This window comes from Pseudomonas tumuqii, from assembly GCF_013184545.1.
GTDB classification, from domain to species: Bacteria; Pseudomonadota; Gammaproteobacteria; order Pseudomonadales; family Pseudomonadaceae; genus Aquipseudomonas; species Aquipseudomonas tumuqii.
Map to the genome: position 1 here is coordinate 429,193 of NZ_JAAOJA010000002.1, position 18,208 is coordinate 447,400.

The 18,208-nt window shown below is 62.5% G+C and carries 21 protein-coding genes and 1 other RNA gene; 11 read left to right on the forward strand and 11 right to left on the reverse strand.

Annotated features, from left to right (window positions below):
• Positions 1-301: 301 nt before the first annotated feature.
• The 5 genes from G9C89_RS05850 to G9C89_RS05870 all read left to right on the forward strand — a co-directional run bounded on the left by G9C89_RS05850 (position 302) and on the right by G9C89_RS05870 (position 3,359).
• Positions 302-628, forward strand: a complete 327-nt coding sequence (locus tag G9C89_RS05850) for a type II toxin-antitoxin system HigB family toxin (protein ID WP_172146025.1) — start codon at positions 302-304, stop codon at positions 626-628.
• On the forward strand, positions 625-1,101 hold the full coding sequence (locus tag G9C89_RS05855; RefSeq protein WP_172146027.1) for a helix-turn-helix domain-containing protein: 477 nt from the start codon (positions 625-627) through the stop codon (positions 1,099-1,101). Before G9C89_RS05850 ends, G9C89_RS05855 begins: the two co-directional genes overlap by 4 nt.
• Before the next feature lie 110 nt (positions 1,102-1,211).
• Positions 1,212-1,308: signal recognition particle sRNA small type (gene ffs, locus G9C89_RS05860), an RNA gene on the forward strand.
• A 383-nt stretch (positions 1,309-1,691) separates the two neighbouring features.
• Positions 1,692-2,060 (forward strand): DUF2784 domain-containing protein, encoded by a 369-nt coding sequence (locus G9C89_RS05865; RefSeq protein ID WP_172146029.1) that lies wholly within the window; start codon positions 1,692-1,694, stop codon positions 2,058-2,060.
• Between the two features lie 489 nt (positions 2,061-2,549).
• A complete protein-coding gene (locus G9C89_RS05870; protein ID WP_172146031.1) occupies positions 2,550-3,359 on the forward strand; it encodes an SDR family oxidoreductase in 810 nt (269 codons plus the stop codon).
• Positions 3,360-3,413: 54 nt separating this feature from the next.
• Here G9C89_RS05870 and G9C89_RS05875 read toward each other — a convergent pair whose 3' ends face one another.
• From G9C89_RS05875 to G9C89_RS05885, 3 genes are all read right to left on the reverse strand, one after another.
• Complete coding sequence (locus G9C89_RS05875; RefSeq protein ID WP_172146033.1) at positions 3,414-4,265, reverse strand: DMT family transporter; 852 nt, start codon at positions 4,263-4,265, stop codon at positions 3,414-3,416.
• The gene (locus tag G9C89_RS05880) at positions 4,262-4,597 is read right to left on the reverse strand and encodes a tRNA-binding protein (RefSeq protein WP_172146035.1); all 336 of its coding nucleotides are present in this window, start codon (positions 4,595-4,597) and stop codon (positions 4,262-4,264) included. Before G9C89_RS05880 ends, G9C89_RS05875 begins: the two co-directional genes overlap by 4 nt.
• An 86-nt stretch (positions 4,598-4,683) precedes the next feature.
• Positions 4,684-5,436: a helix-turn-helix transcriptional regulator gene (locus G9C89_RS05885; RefSeq protein WP_172146037.1), complete on the reverse strand. Its 753-nt coding sequence runs from the start codon at positions 5,434-5,436 to the stop codon at positions 4,684-4,686.
• Between the two features lie 144 nt (positions 5,437-5,580).
• Here G9C89_RS05885 and G9C89_RS05890 point away from each other — a divergent pair, with 144 nt between their 5' ends.
• A complete protein-coding gene (locus G9C89_RS05890; protein ID WP_172146039.1) occupies positions 5,581-6,405 on the forward strand; it encodes a UDP-2,3-diacylglucosamine diphosphatase in 825 nt (274 codons plus the stop codon).
• Positions 6,402-7,442: a glycosyltransferase family 4 protein gene (locus G9C89_RS05895; protein ID WP_172146042.1), complete on the forward strand. Its 1,041-nt coding sequence runs from the start codon at positions 6,402-6,404 to the stop codon at positions 7,440-7,442. The genes G9C89_RS05890 and G9C89_RS05895 overlap by 4 nt, the downstream gene beginning before the upstream one ends.
• Before the next feature lie 104 nt (positions 7,443-7,546).
• On the opposite strand, the gene G9C89_RS05900 is transcribed toward G9C89_RS05895, so the two are convergent.
• Complete coding sequence (locus G9C89_RS05900; protein ID WP_172146045.1) at positions 7,547-8,935, reverse strand: adenylate/guanylate cyclase domain-containing protein; 1,389 nt, start codon at positions 8,933-8,935, stop codon at positions 7,547-7,549.
• 190 nt (positions 8,936-9,125) lie between these two features.
• On the reverse strand, positions 9,126-9,443 hold the full coding sequence (locus G9C89_RS05905; protein WP_172146048.1) for an Mpo1-like protein: 318 nt from the start codon (positions 9,441-9,443) through the stop codon (positions 9,126-9,128).
• 186 nt (positions 9,444-9,629) lie between these two features.
• On the opposite strand from G9C89_RS05905, the gene G9C89_RS05910 reads away from it, so the two are divergent.
• Positions 9,630-10,631 (forward strand): AraC family transcriptional regulator, encoded by a 1,002-nt coding sequence (locus G9C89_RS05910; protein WP_172146051.1) that lies wholly within the window; start codon positions 9,630-9,632, stop codon positions 10,629-10,631.
• 73 nt (positions 10,632-10,704) lie between these two features.
• Here G9C89_RS05910 and G9C89_RS05915 read toward each other — a convergent pair whose 3' ends face one another.
• Positions 10,705-12,156 (reverse strand): TrkH family potassium uptake protein, encoded by a 1,452-nt coding sequence (locus G9C89_RS05915; protein ID WP_172146054.1) that lies wholly within the window; start codon positions 12,154-12,156, stop codon positions 10,705-10,707.
• Positions 12,157-12,311: 155 nt separating this feature from the next.
• Between G9C89_RS05915 and G9C89_RS05920 the strand changes: the two genes are divergently transcribed.
• Positions 12,312-12,683 (forward strand): YkgJ family cysteine cluster protein, encoded by a 372-nt coding sequence (locus G9C89_RS05920; RefSeq protein ID WP_172146057.1) that lies wholly within the window; start codon positions 12,312-12,314, stop codon positions 12,681-12,683.
• 234 nt (positions 12,684-12,917) lie between these two features.
• The gene (locus tag G9C89_RS05925) at positions 12,918-13,481 is read left to right on the forward strand and encodes a nitroreductase family protein (protein ID WP_172146059.1); all 564 of its coding nucleotides are present in this window, start codon (positions 12,918-12,920) and stop codon (positions 13,479-13,481) included.
• A gap of 115 nt (positions 13,482-13,596) precedes the next feature.
• On the opposite strand, the gene G9C89_RS05930 is transcribed toward G9C89_RS05925, so the two are convergent.
• The 5 genes from G9C89_RS05930 to G9C89_RS05950 form a co-directional block, all read right to left on the reverse strand.
• Positions 13,597-14,928: a sensor histidine kinase gene (locus tag G9C89_RS05930; protein ID WP_172146061.1), complete on the reverse strand. Its 1,332-nt coding sequence runs from the start codon at positions 14,926-14,928 to the stop codon at positions 13,597-13,599.
• Positions 14,929-15,006: 78 nt separating this feature from the next.
• Positions 15,007-15,435 (reverse strand): Spy/CpxP family protein refolding chaperone, encoded by a 429-nt coding sequence (locus G9C89_RS05935; protein WP_172146425.1) that lies wholly within the window; start codon positions 15,433-15,435, stop codon positions 15,007-15,009.
• A gap of 114 nt (positions 15,436-15,549) precedes the next feature.
• Entirely contained in the window at positions 15,550-16,227 is a 678-nt protein-coding gene (locus G9C89_RS05940) for a response regulator transcription factor (protein WP_172146063.1), read from the reverse strand.
• A gap of 7 nt (positions 16,228-16,234) precedes the next feature.
• Complete coding sequence (locus G9C89_RS05945; protein WP_172146065.1) at positions 16,235-16,639, reverse strand: translation initiation factor 2; 405 nt, start codon at positions 16,637-16,639, stop codon at positions 16,235-16,237.
• Positions 16,640-16,680: 41 nt separating this feature from the next.
• Positions 16,681-16,980, reverse strand: coding sequence for a YciI family protein (locus tag G9C89_RS05950; protein ID WP_172146067.1), 300 nt, complete (start codon positions 16,978-16,980; stop codon positions 16,681-16,683).
• Between the two features lie 352 nt (positions 16,981-17,332).
• On the opposite strand from G9C89_RS05950, the gene G9C89_RS05955 reads away from it, so the two are divergent.
• On the forward strand, positions 17,333-18,208 hold the full coding sequence (locus G9C89_RS05955; RefSeq protein ID WP_172146069.1) for a PHP domain-containing protein: 876 nt from the start codon (positions 17,333-17,335) through the stop codon (positions 18,206-18,208).

Genomic DNA, 18,208 nt, shown 5'->3' on the forward strand with positions numbered 1-18,208 from the left:
TGGGTGCTCGAGCCCCATTGTGACTCGCCGCCACGACGGAAATTCCGTGCTGCCGATGGGTATCGCTGCGCTCATCCTACAAAAGCCGGCGCAGACCAAACCGTAGGATGGTGCGGGCGGCGATCCGTCGGGCCGCGTAGGATGAGCGTAGCGATACCCATCGCAACCGAACGCCAGCCCACACAAGGGTCAAGGCTGCAATAACTGCAGGCAGGCAGGACGGTTATTGCAATGGTCAGTCTGAGGTTGACAAAATAGCAACCCTGCAATTAAGGTTGCTAAAACATCAACAAGGATGTTCATGCACGTTTTCAAGAAAAGGGCTTTTGTGGATGCCTGTCTGCTGTACCCGCTCAAGGCGTCGAGCATCATGGAAACCTACAAGGTGCTCGACCACTCGACGGCACAGTCATCCCTTGAGTTAAAGGCGGCGCTGTCTTCGTTGGACAATTTCACCCGCCGCAGCGGCTGGTGGGTGATCGACATAGGTGGCAATGAGATCCGCATGATAGTGGCCATCGACTTTGCCAAGCAGCGGGTTTACGTGAAACACATTTTCAACCACAGCGAGTATGACAAGGCCAACAAGTGGTATCGCAATCCGAAGAACACAGGAGTCATGCCATGAGTACTGCATTAGCCGTACGCATCGAGCAGAGTGCCATCCATGAACTGGCTGAGCAGTTGAAAGAAATCCAGCGCTCGCTGGAGCGTGTGGACGGTACGCTTATCCAGGAGATCGGCAACGAGGCGGAGTACGACAAAGCATTGGCCCTGCTCGACGAACTCACCGACTCTGCAGACGACAGCCAGACCAGCCAGCGCTTGCTGGACATGCTGTGCGCCTCGATCAAACGTTATGAGGACAGCGCACCGCAATTTGCCGAGTTCAACGAAAAGGTCGAAGCCATCACCGGCGTGGAGTTGCTGAGATTCCTCATGAAGCAGAACGGGCTTACCGGGGCCGACCTACCCGAAATCGGCGACAAAACTGTCGTGTCGCGCACGCTCAATGGCAAGCGCACCCTGAGCAGCACCAATATTCAGGCTCTTGCTCGGCGCTTCCATCTGAACCCGGGGGCCTTCTACCCAATCGCCTGATCACAGACCTACGCGGCCCGATCCATTCATGTGCTGAAGCAGTTGTAAGTTCAAGACAAGCCGGTACAATGGCCCCGCTCGCTGCAAGGCGGGTAGCGTTATGGTGGCCCTGCCGGTCCCTCCGCAACGATTAACCGTGAACCCGGTCAGGCCTGGAAGGGAGCAGCCGCAGCGGTGACATTGTGTGCCGGGGTGTGGCTGGTGGGGTCGCCTCCATCTTTAAACCCGTTCGGGTTGTCTGTTCATCCTCATCTGTTTATCTACAGCCTTTAGCGGGCCGTTGAAAAACTCAGCTCCAGCTGCCCAAAACCGGCAGGTGTGACGTTTTTAAGCGTCCAGAGCTGGCGTAATTTCTCGGCAAGCTTATTTCGGCTTTTCGCTAATTCCTGCGCGGGTTAAGCCCATTTTGCCGTTCTTTTGGCGTGGCACGACCTATCGGGCGGCGATCCCTACGCTTTGCCATCTGCGCATACCGGCTACTTAGTCATCTTTTTTCTGCTGGTTTAATCGTGATGAGTCCGGGCTGTCGCTCGATGGTCGCGTCGGGGTTATCGTGACATAGGTTCAATGCGTTCAAGGTAGGGAAAACCATGCACCTGCGTCTGGCTGCGGATGCTGTGTTGCTGCTGCATCTGCTGTTCATTGCCTTTGCGCTACTCGGTGGTTTGCTGGTGTTGCGCTGGGGCTGGCTTGCCTGGCTGCATCTACCCGCAGTGTTCTGGGCCGTGACGGTCGAGGCATTGCAGCTGCTGTGCCCACTGACGCCTTTGGAAAATGACCTGCGTCACGCTGCGGGGCAAGCGGGTTACAGCACTGGTTTTATCGAACACTACCTGTTGCCAATCATCTATCCGGCGGGGCTCACGCCCACTATCCAGCTGTGGCTGGCAGCGTTCGTGCTGCTACTGAACCTGCTGGTTTATGGCTTGTTGCTCTGGCGTTGGCGGCGTAACCGTTGAGAGCTTGTGAAGAATTCTCGCCTGCTGCGAACGCCTCCAAAGTCCCACGCGCCGACCGATTACCTCGAGCAACCCGCGATCCGTAGGGTGTCACTCGCCGCAGGCAGTGCACCGGGGTTGATCGGCACGACACAATAGCTGGCGGGCTGTCGCTGCGCTCCGAACGGATCGCCGCCCGGGCCGCCCTACGGTCCGAAGCGAACGCCTCCTGAGCTGCCTTACGTTCTGCTTCGCACTGATCTGCCGGCCGGTGATCTGTGATGGGTATCGCTGCGCTCAACCCTACGCGGCCCGCCACATCCTACAAATGCCCCGATCGCGCTGCTCCAACCAATTACTTCGAGCAATTCGCGATCATTAGTGCGAGGTGGCAGTGGCGGCAGTTTGCCTTGGTCATTCAGCGGCATGATGGTGCATGGGGTTGAATATGTCCTTGGCTACACTGGGCCTTGTCTTCTCTTTCATCGCACAAAACAAGGCGACTTCCATATGCAAAATCGCATGATGATTACCGGCGCAGGTTCGGGGTTGGGTCGTGAAATCGCCCTGCGCTGGGCGCGCGAGGGCTGGCGTCTGGCGCTCGCCGATGTCAACGAGGCGGGTCTCGCCGAAACCCTGGACTTGGTCCGCGCAGCCGGTGGTGATGGCTTCACCCAGCGCTGCGACGTGCGCGACTACAGTCAGCTGACCGCTCTGGCGCAGTCCTGCGAGGAAAAGTTCGGCGGCATCGATGTGATCGTCAACAACGCCGGTGTGGCGTCGGGCGGTTTCTTCGACGAGCTGTCGCTGGAGGATTGGGATTGGCAGATCGCGATCAACCTGATGGGCGTGGTCAAGGGCTGCAAGGCGTTCCTGCCCTTGCTCGAGCGCAGCAAGGGCAAGATCGTCAACATCGCGTCGATGGCGGCGCTGATGCAGGGCCCGGCGATGAGCAACTACAACGTGGCCAAGGCCGGTGTGGTGGCGCTGTCGGAAAGCCTGCTGATCGAATTGAAACAACAGGAAATCGGCGTGCATGTGGTCTGCCCGTCGTTCTTCCAGACCAACCTGCTCGACTCCTTCCGTGGCCCGACGCCGGCGATGAAGGCCCAGGTTGGCAAACTGCTGGAAAGCTCGCCGATCAGCGCGGCGGACATCGCCGACTACATCTATGCCGAGATGGCCAAAGGCGAATTCATGATTCTGCCCCATGAGCAGGGCCGCATGGCCTGGGCGTTGAAGCAGAAGAACCCGCAATTGCTCTATGACGAAATGATCAGCATGGCCGACAGGATGCGCGCCAAGGGCAAGCAGGCGTAATTCAGCCCGAGGTGCCGCGGCTGGCGACGTTTAACCCCTTCGCCAACCGGTTGCTCAACGCGCCATGCGCGCCGAGAAGAAAATCGCCAGGATGATCAGCGTGCCGCCGAGCAGCATGCGCAAGGTCGGTATCTCATTGAACAGCCACCAGGCGAAGGCGATGCCGTAGACCGGCTCCAGGGCGAAGATCACCGCGGCGCTACGCGCCTTGATCACGCGCAGGCTGGCGACGAACAGGCTGTGCGCCAGGCCGGTACAGAATACTCCGAGCATGGCCAGCCAGAACCAGTCGAGCAGCGCCAGGCTGGGCAGCAAGGGCCAGGCGAAAGGCAGGAAGCACAGCAGCACCGTGAGGTTCTGGCAGAGTGCCGCCTGCACCGGATCCAGGCCGCGAGTGCTGGCGCGGTTGAGCAGCGACAGCAGGGCGAACAGCAAGCCCGAGAGCACCGCCCAGAGCAGCCCGACGGTAGCCTGGTTGCCGAGGTCGAAATTCGGCGTGACCAGAATCAAGCCCAGACAGACCACAGCGACCATGGCGAATTCGCTGGGCCGCGTGCGTTCGCGAAACAGCAGGCCTTCGAGCAGCACGGTAAACGCCGGGAAGCTGGCGAAACCGAGGGTGGCGATGGCCACGCCGGAAACCTTCACCGCCTCGAAGAAGGTCAGCCAATGGCTGCCGAGCAGCAAGCCGCCGAGTGCCAGCATGGCCAGCTGCCGCGCGCTGGGGCGTTGGCTGTGGGTCTGGCTGAGAAGGCGGGCGAACAGGGCCAGCGCGACGACGGCGAAGATCGCCCGACCGCCGACGATGGCCATGGGCAGAGTATTCGCCAGTTTGCCGAAAATCCCCGACAGGCCGAACAGCAGGGCGCCCAGGTGAATCGCCAGCAGTGCCTTGCGCTCGGTCATGCCAGGCGCGCGCCATTGGGCAGCGGTTTGTCGAAGCTGGCCAGTACCACCTTGTTGTCCGCGTCATAGACGCCGGTCACCAGCACCTCGGAGCGGATACCGGCGATGCGCTTGGGGGCGAAATTGCACACGCAGAGCACCTGGCGGCCAACCAGTTCGGCACATGGGTAGTGCTCGGTGAGTTGCGCGCTGGAGGTTTTCACCCCGAGTTCGCCGAGGTCGACCCGCAGTATGTAGGCCGGTTTGCGGGCTTTGTCGTTCGGCTCGGCGGACAGCAGCGTGCCCACGCGCAATTCCACCCGTTGAAAGTCTTCCCATTCGATCTGCTGCATAACGCTTCCTCGGCTAGCTGATGCTGCATGCAGTCTAGGGAGAGAAGCGCGCCCTGTCTGTCGCGGGAGTCGCGGGTTTTGTCGCGTTACTCGTGGCGCTGACGCAGCGCGCGCGGGGTGCAGCCGAACTGCCGCAATAGCGCCGCGGTAAAGGCGCTTTGCGAACTGTAGCCGACCCGCGCAGCGATCTCGCCGACGGCCAGCTGGCTAGTGCGCAGCAGCTGTCGGCCCAGATGCAGGCGCCGGCTGCGTACATAGGCCATGGGCGTCTGTCCGGTCTCGTCGAGAAAACGCGCATGAAAACGCGCCGCCGACAAACCGGCCAGCCGCGCCAGATCGCCAACCTGCAGCGGGTAGGCGGCATGCCGGTCGATGTGCGCGTCCAGGGCTGCCAGCGGCAAGCCTGGCACGCCCGCTAATTCGATGCGCTCGCTCGCCAGGCTGGCCAGCAACAGCGCTGCGCCTTGCTGGGCGATCACCGGGTCATCGATCGGGCTGGCCGCCAGCCAACTGACCAGCTGGCTTTGCGCCGGGTTGAGACTCCGGGCGCCGGGGCGCTCGAGCAGGCGGCGGCTGGCATCGGCATGCATGCCCAGGTGCTGGTGCAGCCAGTGCTCCGAGGGCACGTCGAGCACCAGGCACTGGCTGCCGCGGCTGCTGCCACAGGCGTGTTGCGCCGCCGCCGGCACCACGGCGAGGGTCTGGCGGATCACCTGACTGCCCAGCCCGGCCACTTCGAAGTCCAGCTGGCCACTCAGGCCGAAGACCAACTGCGCATGGACATGGCTGTGGTTGAGCAGCTCATGGCTGTAGTGACGCAAAGAGAGCAGCGACGGCATGGCAGATTCCTCGTGGCAGGCGGCCAGTTTAGCAGGCTGTTGCGCATGCTCGTGGCGGGGCGCTGTCATTGAACTGCCATGGCGCCGTCACAGTCGTTTCACCGCCGGCAGGCAAGCTCGTCAAAACCCAGCCGGAGGCCGCCCATGACCAGCGCCCAGCTCGCCAAGCCGAGTCGCAAGCAACGAGTCCGCACCCTGTGGATTTCCGATGTCCACCTGGGTACCCGGGATTGCCAGGCCGAACACCTGGCGGCGTTCCTCAAACGCTATCAAACCGACCGGATTTACCTGGTGGGCGACATCATCGACGGCTGGCGGCTGCGCAGCGGCATCTACTGGCCGCAGGCGCACAGCAACGTGATCCGCCGCCTGCTGACCATGAGCAAGCGCGGCACCGAGGTGATCTATGTCACCGGCAACCACGACGAGTTCCTGCGCCGTTATTCGTCGCTGATGCTGGGCAATATCCAGTTGGTCGACGAGGCCGAGCACGTCACCGCCGATGGCCGCCGGCTGCTGGTGATCCATGGCGACCAGTTCGATGTGATCACCCGTTACCACCGCTGGCTGGCCTTTCTCGGCGACTCGGCCTACGAGATCACCCTGACGCTCAACCGCTGGCTCAATCATTGGCGCAGTCGTTACGGCTACGGTTATTGGTCGCTGTCGGCCTACCTCAAGCACAAGGTCAAGGGGGCGGTGAACTTCATCAGCGACTTCGAGCAGGCGATCGTCCACGAATGCGTCAAGCGCGGCTTCAATGGCGTGGTCTGCGGGCATATCCATCACGCCGAGATCCGCCCGATGGGCGAGGTGGAGTACATGAACTGCGGCGACTGGGTCGAGTCCTGCAGCGCCTTGATCGAGCACCTGGATGGCCGCATCGAGCTGTATCGGCTGGCCGACGACCAGGCTCGGCAAACCCTGGCGTTGGCCGAGCAACTGGCGGCTGTCGAGCCGGCGGCATGAGGATACTGATCGTCTCGGATGCCTGGCTGCCCCAGGTCAACGGCGTGGTCACCAGCTTGCAGGCGCTGGTTGGTGAACTGGGCGATCTGGGCCATGAGGTCAAACTGCTGTCGCCGCAGGATTTTCGCAGCTGGCCGTGCCCGACCTATCCGGAGATTCCGCTGGTGTGGAACCTCTGGCGGGTCGGCCCGGCGATCCGCGAGTTTCAGCCCGACTGCGTCCACCTGGCCACCGAAGGGCCGCTCGGTTGGGCCGCCAGGCGCTGGCTGTGCAAGCGTGGCCTGGCGTTTTCCAGCGCCATCCATACGCGCTTTCCCGAGTACATCCAGGGTCGTTGGCCGTGGTTGCCGCTGCGCTGGGGCTATGCCTACCTGCGCATTTTCCATCGTCCGAGCGAGGCGGTGCTGGTGACCACCGAACGGCTGCGTACGGAGTTTGCCGGCTGGGGCCTGCAGCGTCTGGCGCTGTGGCGCAAGGGCGTCGATACGCGGCTGTTTCAGCCGCAGGTGCCGCGGCTCGGGGCGCTCAAGCCGGTGTTTCTGTGTGTCGGGCGGATCGCCGCGGAAAAGAACCTGGAGGCCTTTCTCGACCTCGACCTGCCCGGCGAGAAACGGGTGGTCGGCGACGGTCCGCTGCGTGAAGCCTTGCAGGCGCGTTATTCGGCGGTGAAGTTTCTCGGCTATCGGCATGGCGCAGAGCTGGCCGAGGCCTATCGTCAGGCCAGCGTGCTGGTGTTTCCCTCGCGCACCGATACCTATGGTCTGGTGATGCTCGAGGCGCTGGCCTGCGGCACGCCAGTGGCGGCCTTCCCGGTGCCCGGCCCGCTGGATGTGCTGGCGGCGGGCGTGACCGGGGTGATGAACGAGGATTTGCGTGCGGCCTGCCTGGCGGCGCTGGAGCTCGACAGGACGCGCTGCGCCGAGTTGGCGGCAGGGCAATCCTGGCGGGTATCGGCGCTGGAATTCCTGGCTCGTCAGCCCTTGCTCGACGGCGAGCCGTATACCGCTCGGGTTTTGGCGATAACCGGCCAGGATTAGTTGGCTGTGGCTGATCCGGGTAGGGTGCGCTGTGCGCACCAAGTGTATCGAGGTCAATGGTGCGCGCGGCGCACCCTACCCTGGCGAACGCAACCCCGGCGGGTTTACATGATCACCTTGTCGCGCAATTTCTCGGCGGCCTGCTGCAGCGCCTGGATCACTCGTTGCTTGTCGAAGTTCTGGATGCCGTTGGTGTCCAGGTACATGGAGAAGCCGGGCAACTCATGTTCGACATAACTGGAGGTGGCGCCCAGGTCGCGGCGGAAGTCCACCACCTGGTAGATCTGTACCGGGCGGGTAAAACCCTTGACGTTGATCTGGCCCTTGTCGCGGCACATGATCAGATCCTTGACCAGCGAGTAGGTCTCGTGGGAGATGAGGATCTCGCCGGCTTCGGCGGCGCTTTCCAGGCGGCTGGCGAGGTTCACGTCACGGCCGATGATGGTGTAGTCCATGCGCGTGTCGGCGCCGAAGTTGCCCACCGTGCAGTAGCCGGTGTTCAGGCCCATGCGGATTTCCAGCGGCTTGGTAATGCCCTGGGCGCGCCACTGCTGGCGCATTACTTTCATGTGTTTGCGCATGGCCACGGCCATCGATACTGCGGCCATGGCGTCTTGTTTGGCGCCTTTGCTGGCCGGGTCGCCGAAGAACACCATGACGCTGTCGCCGATGAACTTGTCGATGGTGCCGCCGTATTTCAGGCAGATCTTCGACATCTCGTTGAGGTAGCTGTTGAGCAGGTCGGTCAGGGCCTCGGCTTCCAGTTCCTCGGACAGCTCGGTGAAGCCCTTGATGTCGGAGAAGAACACCGTGAGTTTCTTGCGCTGGGTCTCCAGGCGCACGCTTTTCTTGCCGGTGAAGATCGACTCCCATACCTGCGGTGACAGGTACTTGGCCAGGTTGCGCGCCAGGCGGGCGGCTTTTTCCTGTTCGCGTTTGATTTCGCCGCGCACCTGGGCCAGGCGCAAGCCCTGCTGGTGGACGAAATAAGCGGTGATGCAGACGTACAAGGTGCTGAAGGCGATACTCACCAGGGCAACCAGGGCCGGGGTGTCGGGGTTGAATTTCAGCTCGATCAGCGCCGCATTGAGCAGCGTGCTGCTGATCGCGACCAGCATGGCCAGGCCCAGGTAGCGCAGGCCACCGACCACCATCGAGCTGAAGGCCAGGATCAACAGGCACATCAGGCTGGGTACGACCGAGAAGCTGAGCAGGGCGAGTGCCGCGCCACAGTGCAGGGCGTCGATGAACAGCAGGGTCAGGGTGGCGGTTTGCGGATGATCACGCTTGAAGCGTTGGCCCAGGTGGTAGGCCAGGTGCGGATAGAGCAGGGCGTAGGGCACTATCCACAGAATGTCGTAGCCGAAATGCTGGGTGTAGGTGCCGGCAGCGATGCTCGCGGCCACGGCGATATAGGCCAGTACGCGCGAGTAGTATTCGCGCAGTGGTGGCGCCGGCAGTGCGTGGAGCCGGTTCTGGGTAGTGGCATTCATGCTGTGGAAACGATCCCTGCTGATTTCCGACGCCTCTGCTGGACGTCTAAGTAGCGCTGCAAGCGCTGAACCAGAATTGCGACAGAGCAGGGATCATAACCAAGCGAGGCGACGCGAGCCAAGCATCACTGCTCAACGGTGTGAAGATGCCGGCCAGTGGGCGGCTTCGGCGCAGCCAGAGCACGGCGGATCAGAATCTGATGCGGCCGGTAAAGGCATCCTTGAGCATTACCCAATCACCCATGAAGCTGTACAGCGGGTACTGAAAGGTGGCCGGGCGGTTCTTTTCGAAGACGAAGTGACCGACCCAGGCAAAGCCATAGCCGGCGACTGGCATGGCCAGCAGCCACAGCCACTGTTGCGTGCCCAAGGCGTAGGCGAGAATGCCCAGCACCAGCAGGCTGCCGACATAATGCAGGCGGCGGCAGACCGGGTTGCTGTGTTCTTGCAGGTAATAGGGGTAGAACTCGGCGAAGCTGGTGTAGCGATCGCTGGTTTGCGTAGCCATGGCGTGCCTCCTGGTAGTGATCTGGCCGCACCGGGGTTCAGCGGCTGTGGCGTGTTGGCAGTCTAGGCTGGCTGTCCTGTTGGGCCAGTGACATTAAGTGCCAGTTTAGTATCCTTGCGCGCAGCCAGTATCTGCGCCGAGAGCCAAGAGAAGCGACTTCCAGATGACTCGAATAAGAATAGCGCCATGAGCGAACGCACCACTTCATCGAATTGGGCCCTGGGCATCGTCCAGGCCCTGGAAATGGGCGGCGTCGACTGCCGCATGATTTTCCGCGAGTTGGGGCTGGATTACGCCGCGCTGGAGGATCCGGATGCACGCTTTGCCCAGGACGGCATGACGCGGCTGTGGCAGCGCGCGGTGGAGCTGTCGGGCAATCCGGCGATTGGCCTGAACATGGCCAAGGTGGTGCGCCCGGCTTCATTCCATGTGGTCGGTTACGCCTTGATGTCCAGTCGCACCTTGACCGAGGGGCTGGCTCGGCTGGTGCGGTATCAGCGGATCATCGCCGAGGGCGCCGACCTCAGTTTCCGTCCCACGGCCAAGGGCTATGAGCTGATCCTGGCGATTCATGGCGACCGCCTGCCACCGGCCCGGCAGAGCGCCGAGGCTTCGATGGCCTGTTCCTTGGCCTTCTGCCGCTGGCTCACCGGTCAACCGATTCGTCCGCAGCAGGTGCTTTTTCAAGGCGACCCACCGGCGGATCTCGAGCCCTTTCAGCAAGTGTTTCAGGCTCCGCTCAAATTCAATGCCGGTCACTATGCGCTGCTGTTCGAGCGGGCAGACCTGGACCGGCCATTACCGACGGCCAATGAGTCGCTGGCCCAGTTGCACGACAGATTCGCTGGCGAATACCTGGCGCGCTTCTCGGAAAGCCGCGTGAGTCATCAGGCCCGGCAAGTGCTGTGCCGCCTGCTACCCCAGGGCGAACCCAAGCGCGAGGCGGTGGCGCAGGCGCTGCATGTGTCGCAGCGGACCTTGCAGCGGCGTCTGCAGGACGAGGGGACGAGTTTCCAGCGCCTGCTCGATGACACCCGTCGCGAGTTGGCCGAGCAGTACCTGGCCCAGCCCAACCTGAGCCTGCTGGAAGTGGCCTATCTGCTCGGCTTTGCCGATCCGAGCAATTTCTTTCGCGCGTTCCGCCGTTGGTTCGACATCACTCCGGGCGAGTACCGCGCGCGTCTTTAGCTAGCCCGCAGGCGAGAATGTGGGCAACCCGCCACGCCGCCGTGCCGAGTTTGGCAAGCCGGTGAAATACCGCTCAATGCCGCCAGAAGGCACGGGTGACCAGCACCAGGACGGTCAGGATTTCCAGGCGACCCAGCAGCATACCCAGCGATAGAAGCCATTTGGCGGCATCCGGTAGGCTGGCGAAGTTGCCGGCCGGGCCGATGATCGGGCCCAGGCCGGGACCTACGTTGCACACCGCGGTGGCGGCACCGGTCACTGCGGTCATCCAGTCCAGGCCGATCAGCGTCAACCCCAGGGCGATGGCGCCGATGGTGACGGTGAAAAAGAACGAGAAGGTCAGAATCGAACGGACGATTTCTTCATCGAGGTTGTGCCCGTTGTACTGCTGCTTGATCACCGCGCGCGGGTGGACGAGCTGGGTGAGGCCGCTGCGCAACAGGGTGTAGGCCACCTGGAAACGAAATATCTTCAGCCCGCCTGCGGTCGAGCCGGAGCAGCCGCCGACGAAGGTCAGGTAGAAAAACATCATGACTGCGAAGTCGCCCCACAGGCTGTAATCGCCCAAGGCATAGCCGGTGGTGGTCACCACGGAAACCACGTTCAAGGTGACGATGCGCAGGGCATCGAAGTAGTCGTGATCGGAGTGCAGCCAGAGCCAGATGCTGAACATCAGGCAGGTGACCGCCAGCATGCCGAGAAAGCCGCGTACCTGTTCATCCTTGATCAGCGCCTGGCGATTGCCGCGGATGGTGGCGACGAAGAGGGTAAAGGGCAGGCTGCCCAACAGCATCAAGACGATTGCCACCCAGTGCGAGGCCGGGCCGAAGTTGGCCATGGAGTTGTCGGAGGTGGAATAGCCGCCGGTCGCGAGCGAGGTCATCGCATGGTTGATGGCCTCGAACCAGCTCATGCCAGCCAGCCAGTAAGCCAGGGTGCCGGCCAGGGTCATGCCGACGAAGATCGCGATGATGTACTTGGCGGCAATATGCGAGCGCGGCATGACCTTCTCGCCCCAGTCCGAAGACTCGGTCTGGAACAGGCGCATGCCACCGACCCGCAGCAACGGCAGGATCGCCACGGCCATGCCGATAAAGCCGATGCCGCCGAGCCACTGCAGCATCGAACGCCAGATCAGCAGGCCCGGCGAGGCGCTATCGAGGCCGGTCAGTATGGTGGAGCCGGTGGTGGTGATGCCGGACATGGTCTCGAAAAACGCATCGGTGTAGCTGATATGGTGAATCAGCGTCATCGGCAGGGCGGCGAATATGCACACGATCAGCCAACTGGCGGTGGTCAGCATGTACATGTCGCGCGGCCGTAATTGAACATCTTTCGGGCGCCCCTGGGCGACCATGGCCAGTCCGGCGACAAAGGTGATCATGCTCGACCAGAGGAAGGCATTGAGTTCGTAGGATCTGTCGAAGATCAGCAGGGTGAGCATCGGCACGACCATGCTGATGGCCAGGGTAATCAGGAAAATGCCGTTGATGAACGCGATGATTCGTAGGGTCGGCAAGGCCATGCAGGGGGCTCGGATTGAGGGCGGCAAAGGGCGCCATTGTACTCGCGCGACCGGGGCTGTAAACCAGCCATTATTCGGGGCTTTACAAGCGCATGGCTCGGCATAGAATAGCCGCCAGGTGCCGGCCCTTGCCGGTTTCTGAGCCCTCTTAAATCATGTCGAACGCTAATCCTTGCCTTACGTGTGGCGCCTGCTGCGCGCATTTTCGTGTGTCTTTCTTCTGGGGTGAGTGCCAATCGGCCGGCGGCACGGTGCCGGATGATCAGGTGGTGCTGATCACTCCGCATCGGGTCGCCATGCGTGGCACCGAGTACAAACCGGCCCGCTGTGTCGCCCTGCTCGGTGAAGTGGGCCAGGGCGTGAGCTGCACGCTCTACGAGCAACGTTCCAGCCCGTGCCGCGAATTTGAGGCGTCCTGGGCCAATGGCGCGCATGAGCCGCGCTGTGACGATGCCCGGCGCGCCCACGGCCTGCCAGCGTTGACGCCACCGGTACGACCGAGTGTGGCGCCGGAACAGGTTGCCTAAGCGTCTAGCGGGCTTGACGCAGTCCTGCTGCGGGCTTTGCACGCGGATTCTGGCAATGGCGGATTTGCTGCAGGTTGGCTCCAGCCGCCAGCTGCGCTGGCAAGCCTGCGTGTTTTTTACGCTAACCCGTGCCGTTTATTTCTGTTGCCGGTTTGCTCGCCGAGCAACAGTTTTTCCCCACCAGTCGGTGCCACGCTCTAGAATTCCCGCTTATTTTTGTTCAAGAGGTGGCTGATGGATGCTCTCGATGCTCTGCTCAATCGTGTTTCAGTGCCGCGTTTGTGCGAGCCTGCACCGGATGCCACACATCGCGAACTGCTGTTTCGCGCTGCATTGCGTGCACCGGATCACGGACAGTTGAGGCCGTGGCGTTTTCTTACGATCGAGGGGGCTGCGCGTGAGCAGCTGGGTGAGTTGTTTGCCCAGGCCGTAACTGCCGGCGCAGGTGACGTCAGCGAGGAGGTCTTGGCCAAGGCGCGGGCCATGCCGTTGCGGGCACCTTTGCTGGTCGTGGTGATCGCACGTGTAAAGGCCCATGCCAAGGTGCCGCCGCAGGAGCAGGTGATCGCCGCGGGTTGCGCTGCCCATGCCATTCTGCTCGCCGCCCATGCCCAGGGTATAGGCGCGGTATGGCGCACCGGTGACCTGGCCTATAACGCTCAGGTGGCGACGGGGCTTGGCTTGGCCAGTGACGAACAAATCGTCGCCTTCCTCTACCTGGGAACTGCCGAACGCGAATTGCGCAAACCCGCGCCCTTGGCTGTAGCCGATTTCGTCAGTACCTGGCCGGGCGTGTAACGAGCGATTCGCCGGGAGCTACTTGTCGCAGGCAGTGCAGCGATGGCTCATCGGTGCGGCAAAAAAGCTGGCGGGTTGTCGCTGCGCTCCGAACGGGTCGCCGTCAGGGCCACCCCTATAGTCTGGTCTGCGGCTTTAGCGGCAGCAGCAGGCTGGCGCTGAAGCCACCTTCGGGGTGGTTGGTCAGCTCCAGTCGGCCGCCGTGGCGCTCGGCGGCGCGGCGGGCAATCGCCAGGCCGAGCCCATGCCCGGGTGTACTTTGCCCAGGCGCACGGAAGAAGGGTTCGCCCAGCCGGGTCAGGTATTCGGCGGCAACGCCCGGTCCGTGATCACGTACGCTGAGGCACAGTTCGTCGGCCTGGCGCTCGGCCTTGAGCTCAATCGGTTGGCCTGTCGGGTTGAAGCGCAAGGCATTGCGCAGCAGGTTGTCCAGCGCCCGTTCGAGCATGTCCGGCCAGCCGTGCAGGCTTGCGCCGGGTTTCAGTTTGATCTCCACCCGCTGCTCCGGGGTGTCGAGTTGTGCCTCTTCTTGCAGCTTGCGCAGCAGCGCGGCAAGGTCGACCGGTTGCGCTGCGCCAGGATCGGCGTCGAGGCGGGCGAGGGCGAGAATCTCGCTGATCAAGGCCTCCAGTCGGTCGCACTCGCGCGCCAGGCGTGGCCAGAGCTTTTCCCGCTCGGCGGCGTCGGCGCGTTCGGCCAAGGCCAGTGCCACGCGTAAGCGCGCCAGTGGCGAGCGCAATTCGTGGGAGACATCACGCAGCAACTGGCGCTGGCTGCCTATCAGCCCTTGCAGGCGTGCGCCCATGCGGTTGAAGTCGCGGGCCAGCACGCCCAGTTCGTCGCGTCTATTGGCCAGGCGGGCCAGACTGTTCTGCTGGTAGGCGGTCTGGCCGAGGTCGTGCACGGCGCCACGCAGGCGATTCAGTGGACGGGTGATGGACAGGGTCACCAGCAGGCTGAACAGGGTCAGTACCACCAGGGCGATGGCCAGGGCGCTGAGCGGCCAGAGTAGGCTCTCGCGGTGCCAGGCGGCCAGTTCCCGGTGCGGGATCCGGTAGATGAACAGGTAGGTTTCGCCGGTCTGCGGGCTGCTGTAGTCGGTGGTCAGGCGGCGCCACGGCAGACGCTTGTCATTCTGCTGGCGCGCCTCGAAGGCGGCGGCGCGCGGCGGGAAGGTGCCCCTGACCAGGGGTTGGCCGTTGTCATCGAGCACTTGCACATTGAGACGCGAGGCCTCTTTGCGCTGCTCGAGAAAGGCCTGGGCGGCGTCTGCGCCCTGCTCCTCATAAAGGCTGGTCCAGGTTTCGGCCAAGCCATCCAGGGCCGGGTGCTGACTGAGAATCCAGGCGTCCTGATTCAGCGCTCGTCCCAGCAGCATGGATAGCCCGGCAACCAGAGCGAGGGCCAGCCAGAAGCTGGCGAAGATGCGCCAGAACAATGAACGCACGGATGACTCCTTGGTAGCGAAAAAACCCATCAAGACAGGGCTTGATGGGTGGGGCGGATCAGGGCCAGCCTGTTCCCGTCATTCGGCCTTGCTGGCCTGCTCGGCTTTCCAGGCGTTGAAGGCTGCACGCTCGGCGCGACGCTCCTGCATTTTCTTCTGGTGCTCGTCGAAGGCCTTCTGCTGTTCGGGGTTGAGCAGGTCGCGAATGGTGCTGTGCTGCTTGTCCTTGGCGGCTTTCAGCTCATCCTGCATGGCCTTCTGCTCGGCAGCGGGCAGTTTTTCCAGATGGCGCTGGGTGATCTCGTGGCGGCTTTTCATCTGCTCGCCCATCAACTTGCGGATTTCGCGCTGTTGCTCCTGACTCAGGTCGAGGTCTTTGAACATCCGCGAGCCATGGCGGTCACCGTGGCGGTAACCGTCGCCGTGGTGCGGGCCACCTTCGGGCATGGCCATGGCCAGCGTCGGCAGGGTCAGTGCGAGTAACAGGGCAGTAAGGGTCTTGCGCATCATGCTGTGTCTCCTTGTCTCGATGCCGGTCAGTTACCGGATGTGCCCAGTCTAGAGCGGTCAAGGTCAAGGGCCGTCAGGCAAGGGTAAAGCCTGAGTAAAGGCGAGAGAGTCTCAGGCGCTGTAGTAGTAGCCGCGGCTGCGCAAGGCGAGGATGCGCGGGCGTCCGTCCGGGTGCGGGCCGAGTTTCTTGCGCAGGTTGCTGACGTGCATGTCCAGGCTGCGGTCATACAGCGTCAGCTTGCGGCCGAGCGCCAGTTGCGCCAGTTCCTGCTTGTCCACGGGTTCGCCGGGCTGCTGCAGCAAGGCTTCGAGCAGGCGACTTTCCGACAGGGTGAGAATGACCTCGTGCTCGCCGATCGTCACCACGCCGCGCGCCTGACTGAAACACAGGTCGCCCAGTTGCAGTTGGCTGGACACGGCAGGATGCAGGCTGCGCCGCAACACGGCGCGCAAGCGGGCGGTCAGCTCGCGGGGGTCACAGGGCTTGGCCAGGTAGTCGTCGGCGCCAAGCTCCAGGCCGAGGATCCGGTCCAGCGGCTCGCCGCGGGCAGATAGCATCAATACCGGCAACCCGGGATGGTCGCTGCGCAATTGCTTGAGCAGTTCCAGGCCGCTGCCGTCGGGCAGCATCACATCGAGCACCACCGCGTCGGGAGCCTGGTCGGCCAGGGCGCGGCGTGCGCTTTTGCCATCATGGCAGGCACTGACCTGGAAGCCTTCCTGGGTCAGCCAGCTGGCCAGCAGCTCGCACAGTTCGGTGTCGTCGTCGATTAGCAGGAGGGTGCTCATACGGGTTTCAGTTTATCCACTCACGCCGCGAACGGCGTTTGCCGCGCAGCAATGCGCCGAGAATAACGCCCAGCAGTGCTGCGCCGGCGCCGACGGCAAACCATTGTTGCCGATCGTCGAGCAAAGGCTGGGGCGCATCGGCCTGGGTTTTTTTCAGTTGCAGCTTGAGGCGTTGGTTTTCCTGACGCAGGCGCTGTAATTGCGCGCTGTCGCGTTCGCCCCCGCTGGCTTGCAGTTCTGCGCCCAATGCTTCGCGTTGTTGCTCGCTGATGGCCAGGCGCTGTTTCAGGGCTTCGATCTGCGCTTGCTCTGCCGTAACCGTTGCGGAGGGGGCCGGCGGGGATTGCTCGGCATGCAGATCAAGCGGCAGCAGCAACAACGCAAACAGAAAAGACCACGGGCCTGGGCGCATCGGAACTCCTATGTCTTATTGGATTGTTAGCGACTAGCGGATTAAGGCAGAACCAGTTTGAACGGCTTGACCAGCACCGAGGCGTAGACACCGGCAGCGCGGTAAGGGTCTGCATCGGCCCAGCTTTGGGCTGCACTCAGCGATGCGAATTCGGCAACGATCAGGCTGCCGGAAAAGCCTGCCGGGCCCGGGTCGTTACTGTCGATCGCCGGATGTGGGCCGGCGAGTACCAGGCGACCTTCGCTTTTCAGTTGCTCCAGCCGAGCGACGTGCGCGGGGCGAGCAGCCAAACGATTTTCCAGGGAGTTTTCGACATCGGTGGCGATAATGGCGTAGAGCATCTCAATCCTTAATGGCTGGTGTGCCAGTCGGTAGTAGCGCAGAAAAGCAGCACGGACTGGCAAAGTCGAGGAATTGTTTAGCAAACTGTTGAAAAATTACCTGGTTAGCAGGTCGCAGAAAAAGGCAGCGAGCGAGGGTGGGCGGCAGCACTCGATCGAGGTGAACTCGGTATCGAGTACGAGCACAGGCTAGTGCGCATTGACCATACGTTGCTTGCCATCTGACTCGCTCGTTCGCCCTGCGCGCCTGCCTCCACTTGCCAGTTTATTTCCACAGACTATTAGTGATATCAGCAAGAGTTCGCCGGTATCGGCATAATAACAAACATAAATTACCGAGAAAGCGTTTCTTATGGATGTTGATTTGCATTGTCACAGCACGGCCTCAGACGGTGCGCTTGCGCCTGCTGTGGTGGTTGCGCGGGCGTACGAACGTGGTGTGCGGCTGTTGGCGCTGACCGATCATGACACCCTGGAAGGCCTCGAAGAGGCGCGCGCCGCAGCCCAAGCGCTGGATATGCAGCTGGTCAATGGCATCGAATTGTCCTGCACCTGGGGTGGCGCCACCATCCATGTTCTCGGTTATGCCTTCGTCAGCGATGCGCCAGCCTTGCTCCAGTCGATTGCCGAGCTGCATGAAGGGCGCTGGCTGCGCGCCGCAGAAATCAGCAAGCGGCTGGACAACAAAGGCATGCCCGGTGCACTCGAGGGCGCGCGGGCCGTGCAGCAGGAGCTGGGCGACAGCGGTAACGCCCCGGCCCGCCCGCACTTCGCCGAGTTCCTGGTGCGCGCCGGTCACGTCAAGGATCGCGCCGAAGCCTTTCGCAAGTGGCTCGGCTCGGGCAAGTTGGGTGACGTCAAACAGCATTGGCCGACATTGCAGCAGGCCATTGCAACCTTGCAACAAGCGGGCGCCTCGATCAGCCTGGCGCACCCGTGGCAGTACGACTTTACTCGTAGTAAGCGACGCAAGCTGATCGCCGATTTTGTCGCTGCCGGTGGCCATGCGCTTGAGGTGGTCAACGGCATGCAGCCAGCCGAACAGGTTGGCGGTCTGGCGATCCTGGCCCGCGAATTCGGCCTGCTGGCAAGTGCCGGCAGTGACTTTCATGCACCTGGCGACTGGTCTGAACTGGGCATGTATCGCCCTGTACCCGAAGACTTGTCGCCCCTTTGGGCGCGTTTTCAGCATGTCCAGCAGCCTACTGCAAGTCGAACAGGGAGTTAG

Bases quoted from the DNA above. Each gene is read 5' to 3' on its own strand.
- G9C89_RS05850 (WP_172146025.1), top strand. From the start codon at position 302: ATGCACGTTTTCAAGAAAAGGGCTTTTGTGGATGCCTGTCTGCTGTAC.
- G9C89_RS05855 (WP_172146027.1), top strand. From the start codon at position 625: ATGAGTACTGCATTAGCCGTACGCATCGAGCAGAGTGCCATCCATGAA.
- G9C89_RS05865 (WP_172146029.1), top strand. From the start codon at position 1,692: ATGCACCTGCGTCTGGCTGCGGATGCTGTGTTGCTGCTGCATCTGCTG.
- G9C89_RS05870 (WP_172146031.1), top strand. From the start codon at position 2,550: ATGCAAAATCGCATGATGATTACCGGCGCAGGTTCGGGGTTGGGTCGT.
- G9C89_RS05875 (WP_172146033.1), bottom strand. From the start codon at position 4,265: ATGACCGAGCGCAAGGCACTGCTGGCGATTCACCTGGGCGCCCTGCTG.
- G9C89_RS05880 (WP_172146035.1), bottom strand. From the start codon at position 4,597: ATGCAGCAGATCGAATGGGAAGACTTTCAACGGGTGGAATTGCGCGTG.
- G9C89_RS05885 (WP_172146037.1), bottom strand. From the start codon at position 5,436: ATGCCGTCGCTGCTCTCTTTGCGTCACTACAGCCATGAGCTGCTCAAC.
- G9C89_RS05890 (WP_172146039.1), top strand. From the start codon at position 5,581: ATGACCAGCGCCCAGCTCGCCAAGCCGAGTCGCAAGCAACGAGTCCGC.
- G9C89_RS05895 (WP_172146042.1), top strand. From the start codon at position 6,402: ATGAGGATACTGATCGTCTCGGATGCCTGGCTGCCCCAGGTCAACGGC.
- G9C89_RS05900 (WP_172146045.1), bottom strand. From the start codon at position 8,935: ATGAATGCCACTACCCAGAACCGGCTCCACGCACTGCCGGCGCCACCA.
- G9C89_RS05905 (WP_172146048.1), bottom strand. From the start codon at position 9,443: ATGGCTACGCAAACCAGCGATCGCTACACCAGCTTCGCCGAGTTCTAC.
- G9C89_RS05910 (WP_172146051.1), top strand. From the start codon at position 9,630: ATGAGCGAACGCACCACTTCATCGAATTGGGCCCTGGGCATCGTCCAG.
- G9C89_RS05915 (WP_172146054.1), bottom strand. From the start codon at position 12,156: ATGGCCTTGCCGACCCTACGAATCATCGCGTTCATCAACGGCATTTTC.
- G9C89_RS05920 (WP_172146057.1), top strand. From the start codon at position 12,312: ATGTCGAACGCTAATCCTTGCCTTACGTGTGGCGCCTGCTGCGCGCAT.
- G9C89_RS05925 (WP_172146059.1), top strand. From the start codon at position 12,918: ATGGATGCTCTCGATGCTCTGCTCAATCGTGTTTCAGTGCCGCGTTTG.
- G9C89_RS05935 (WP_172146425.1), bottom strand. From the start codon at position 15,435: ATGCGCAAGACCCTTACTGCCCTGTTACTCGCACTGACCCTGCCGACG.
- G9C89_RS05940 (WP_172146063.1), bottom strand. From the start codon at position 16,227: ATGAGCACCCTCCTGCTAATCGACGACGACACCGAACTGTGCGAGCTG.
- G9C89_RS05945 (WP_172146065.1), bottom strand. From the start codon at position 16,639: ATGCGCCCAGGCCCGTGGTCTTTTCTGTTTGCGTTGTTGCTGCTGCCG.
- G9C89_RS05950 (WP_172146067.1), bottom strand. From the start codon at position 16,980: ATGCTCTACGCCATTATCGCCACCGATGTCGAAAACTCCCTGGAAAAT.
- G9C89_RS05955 (WP_172146069.1), top strand. From the start codon at position 17,333: ATGGATGTTGATTTGCATTGTCACAGCACGGCCTCAGACGGTGCGCTT.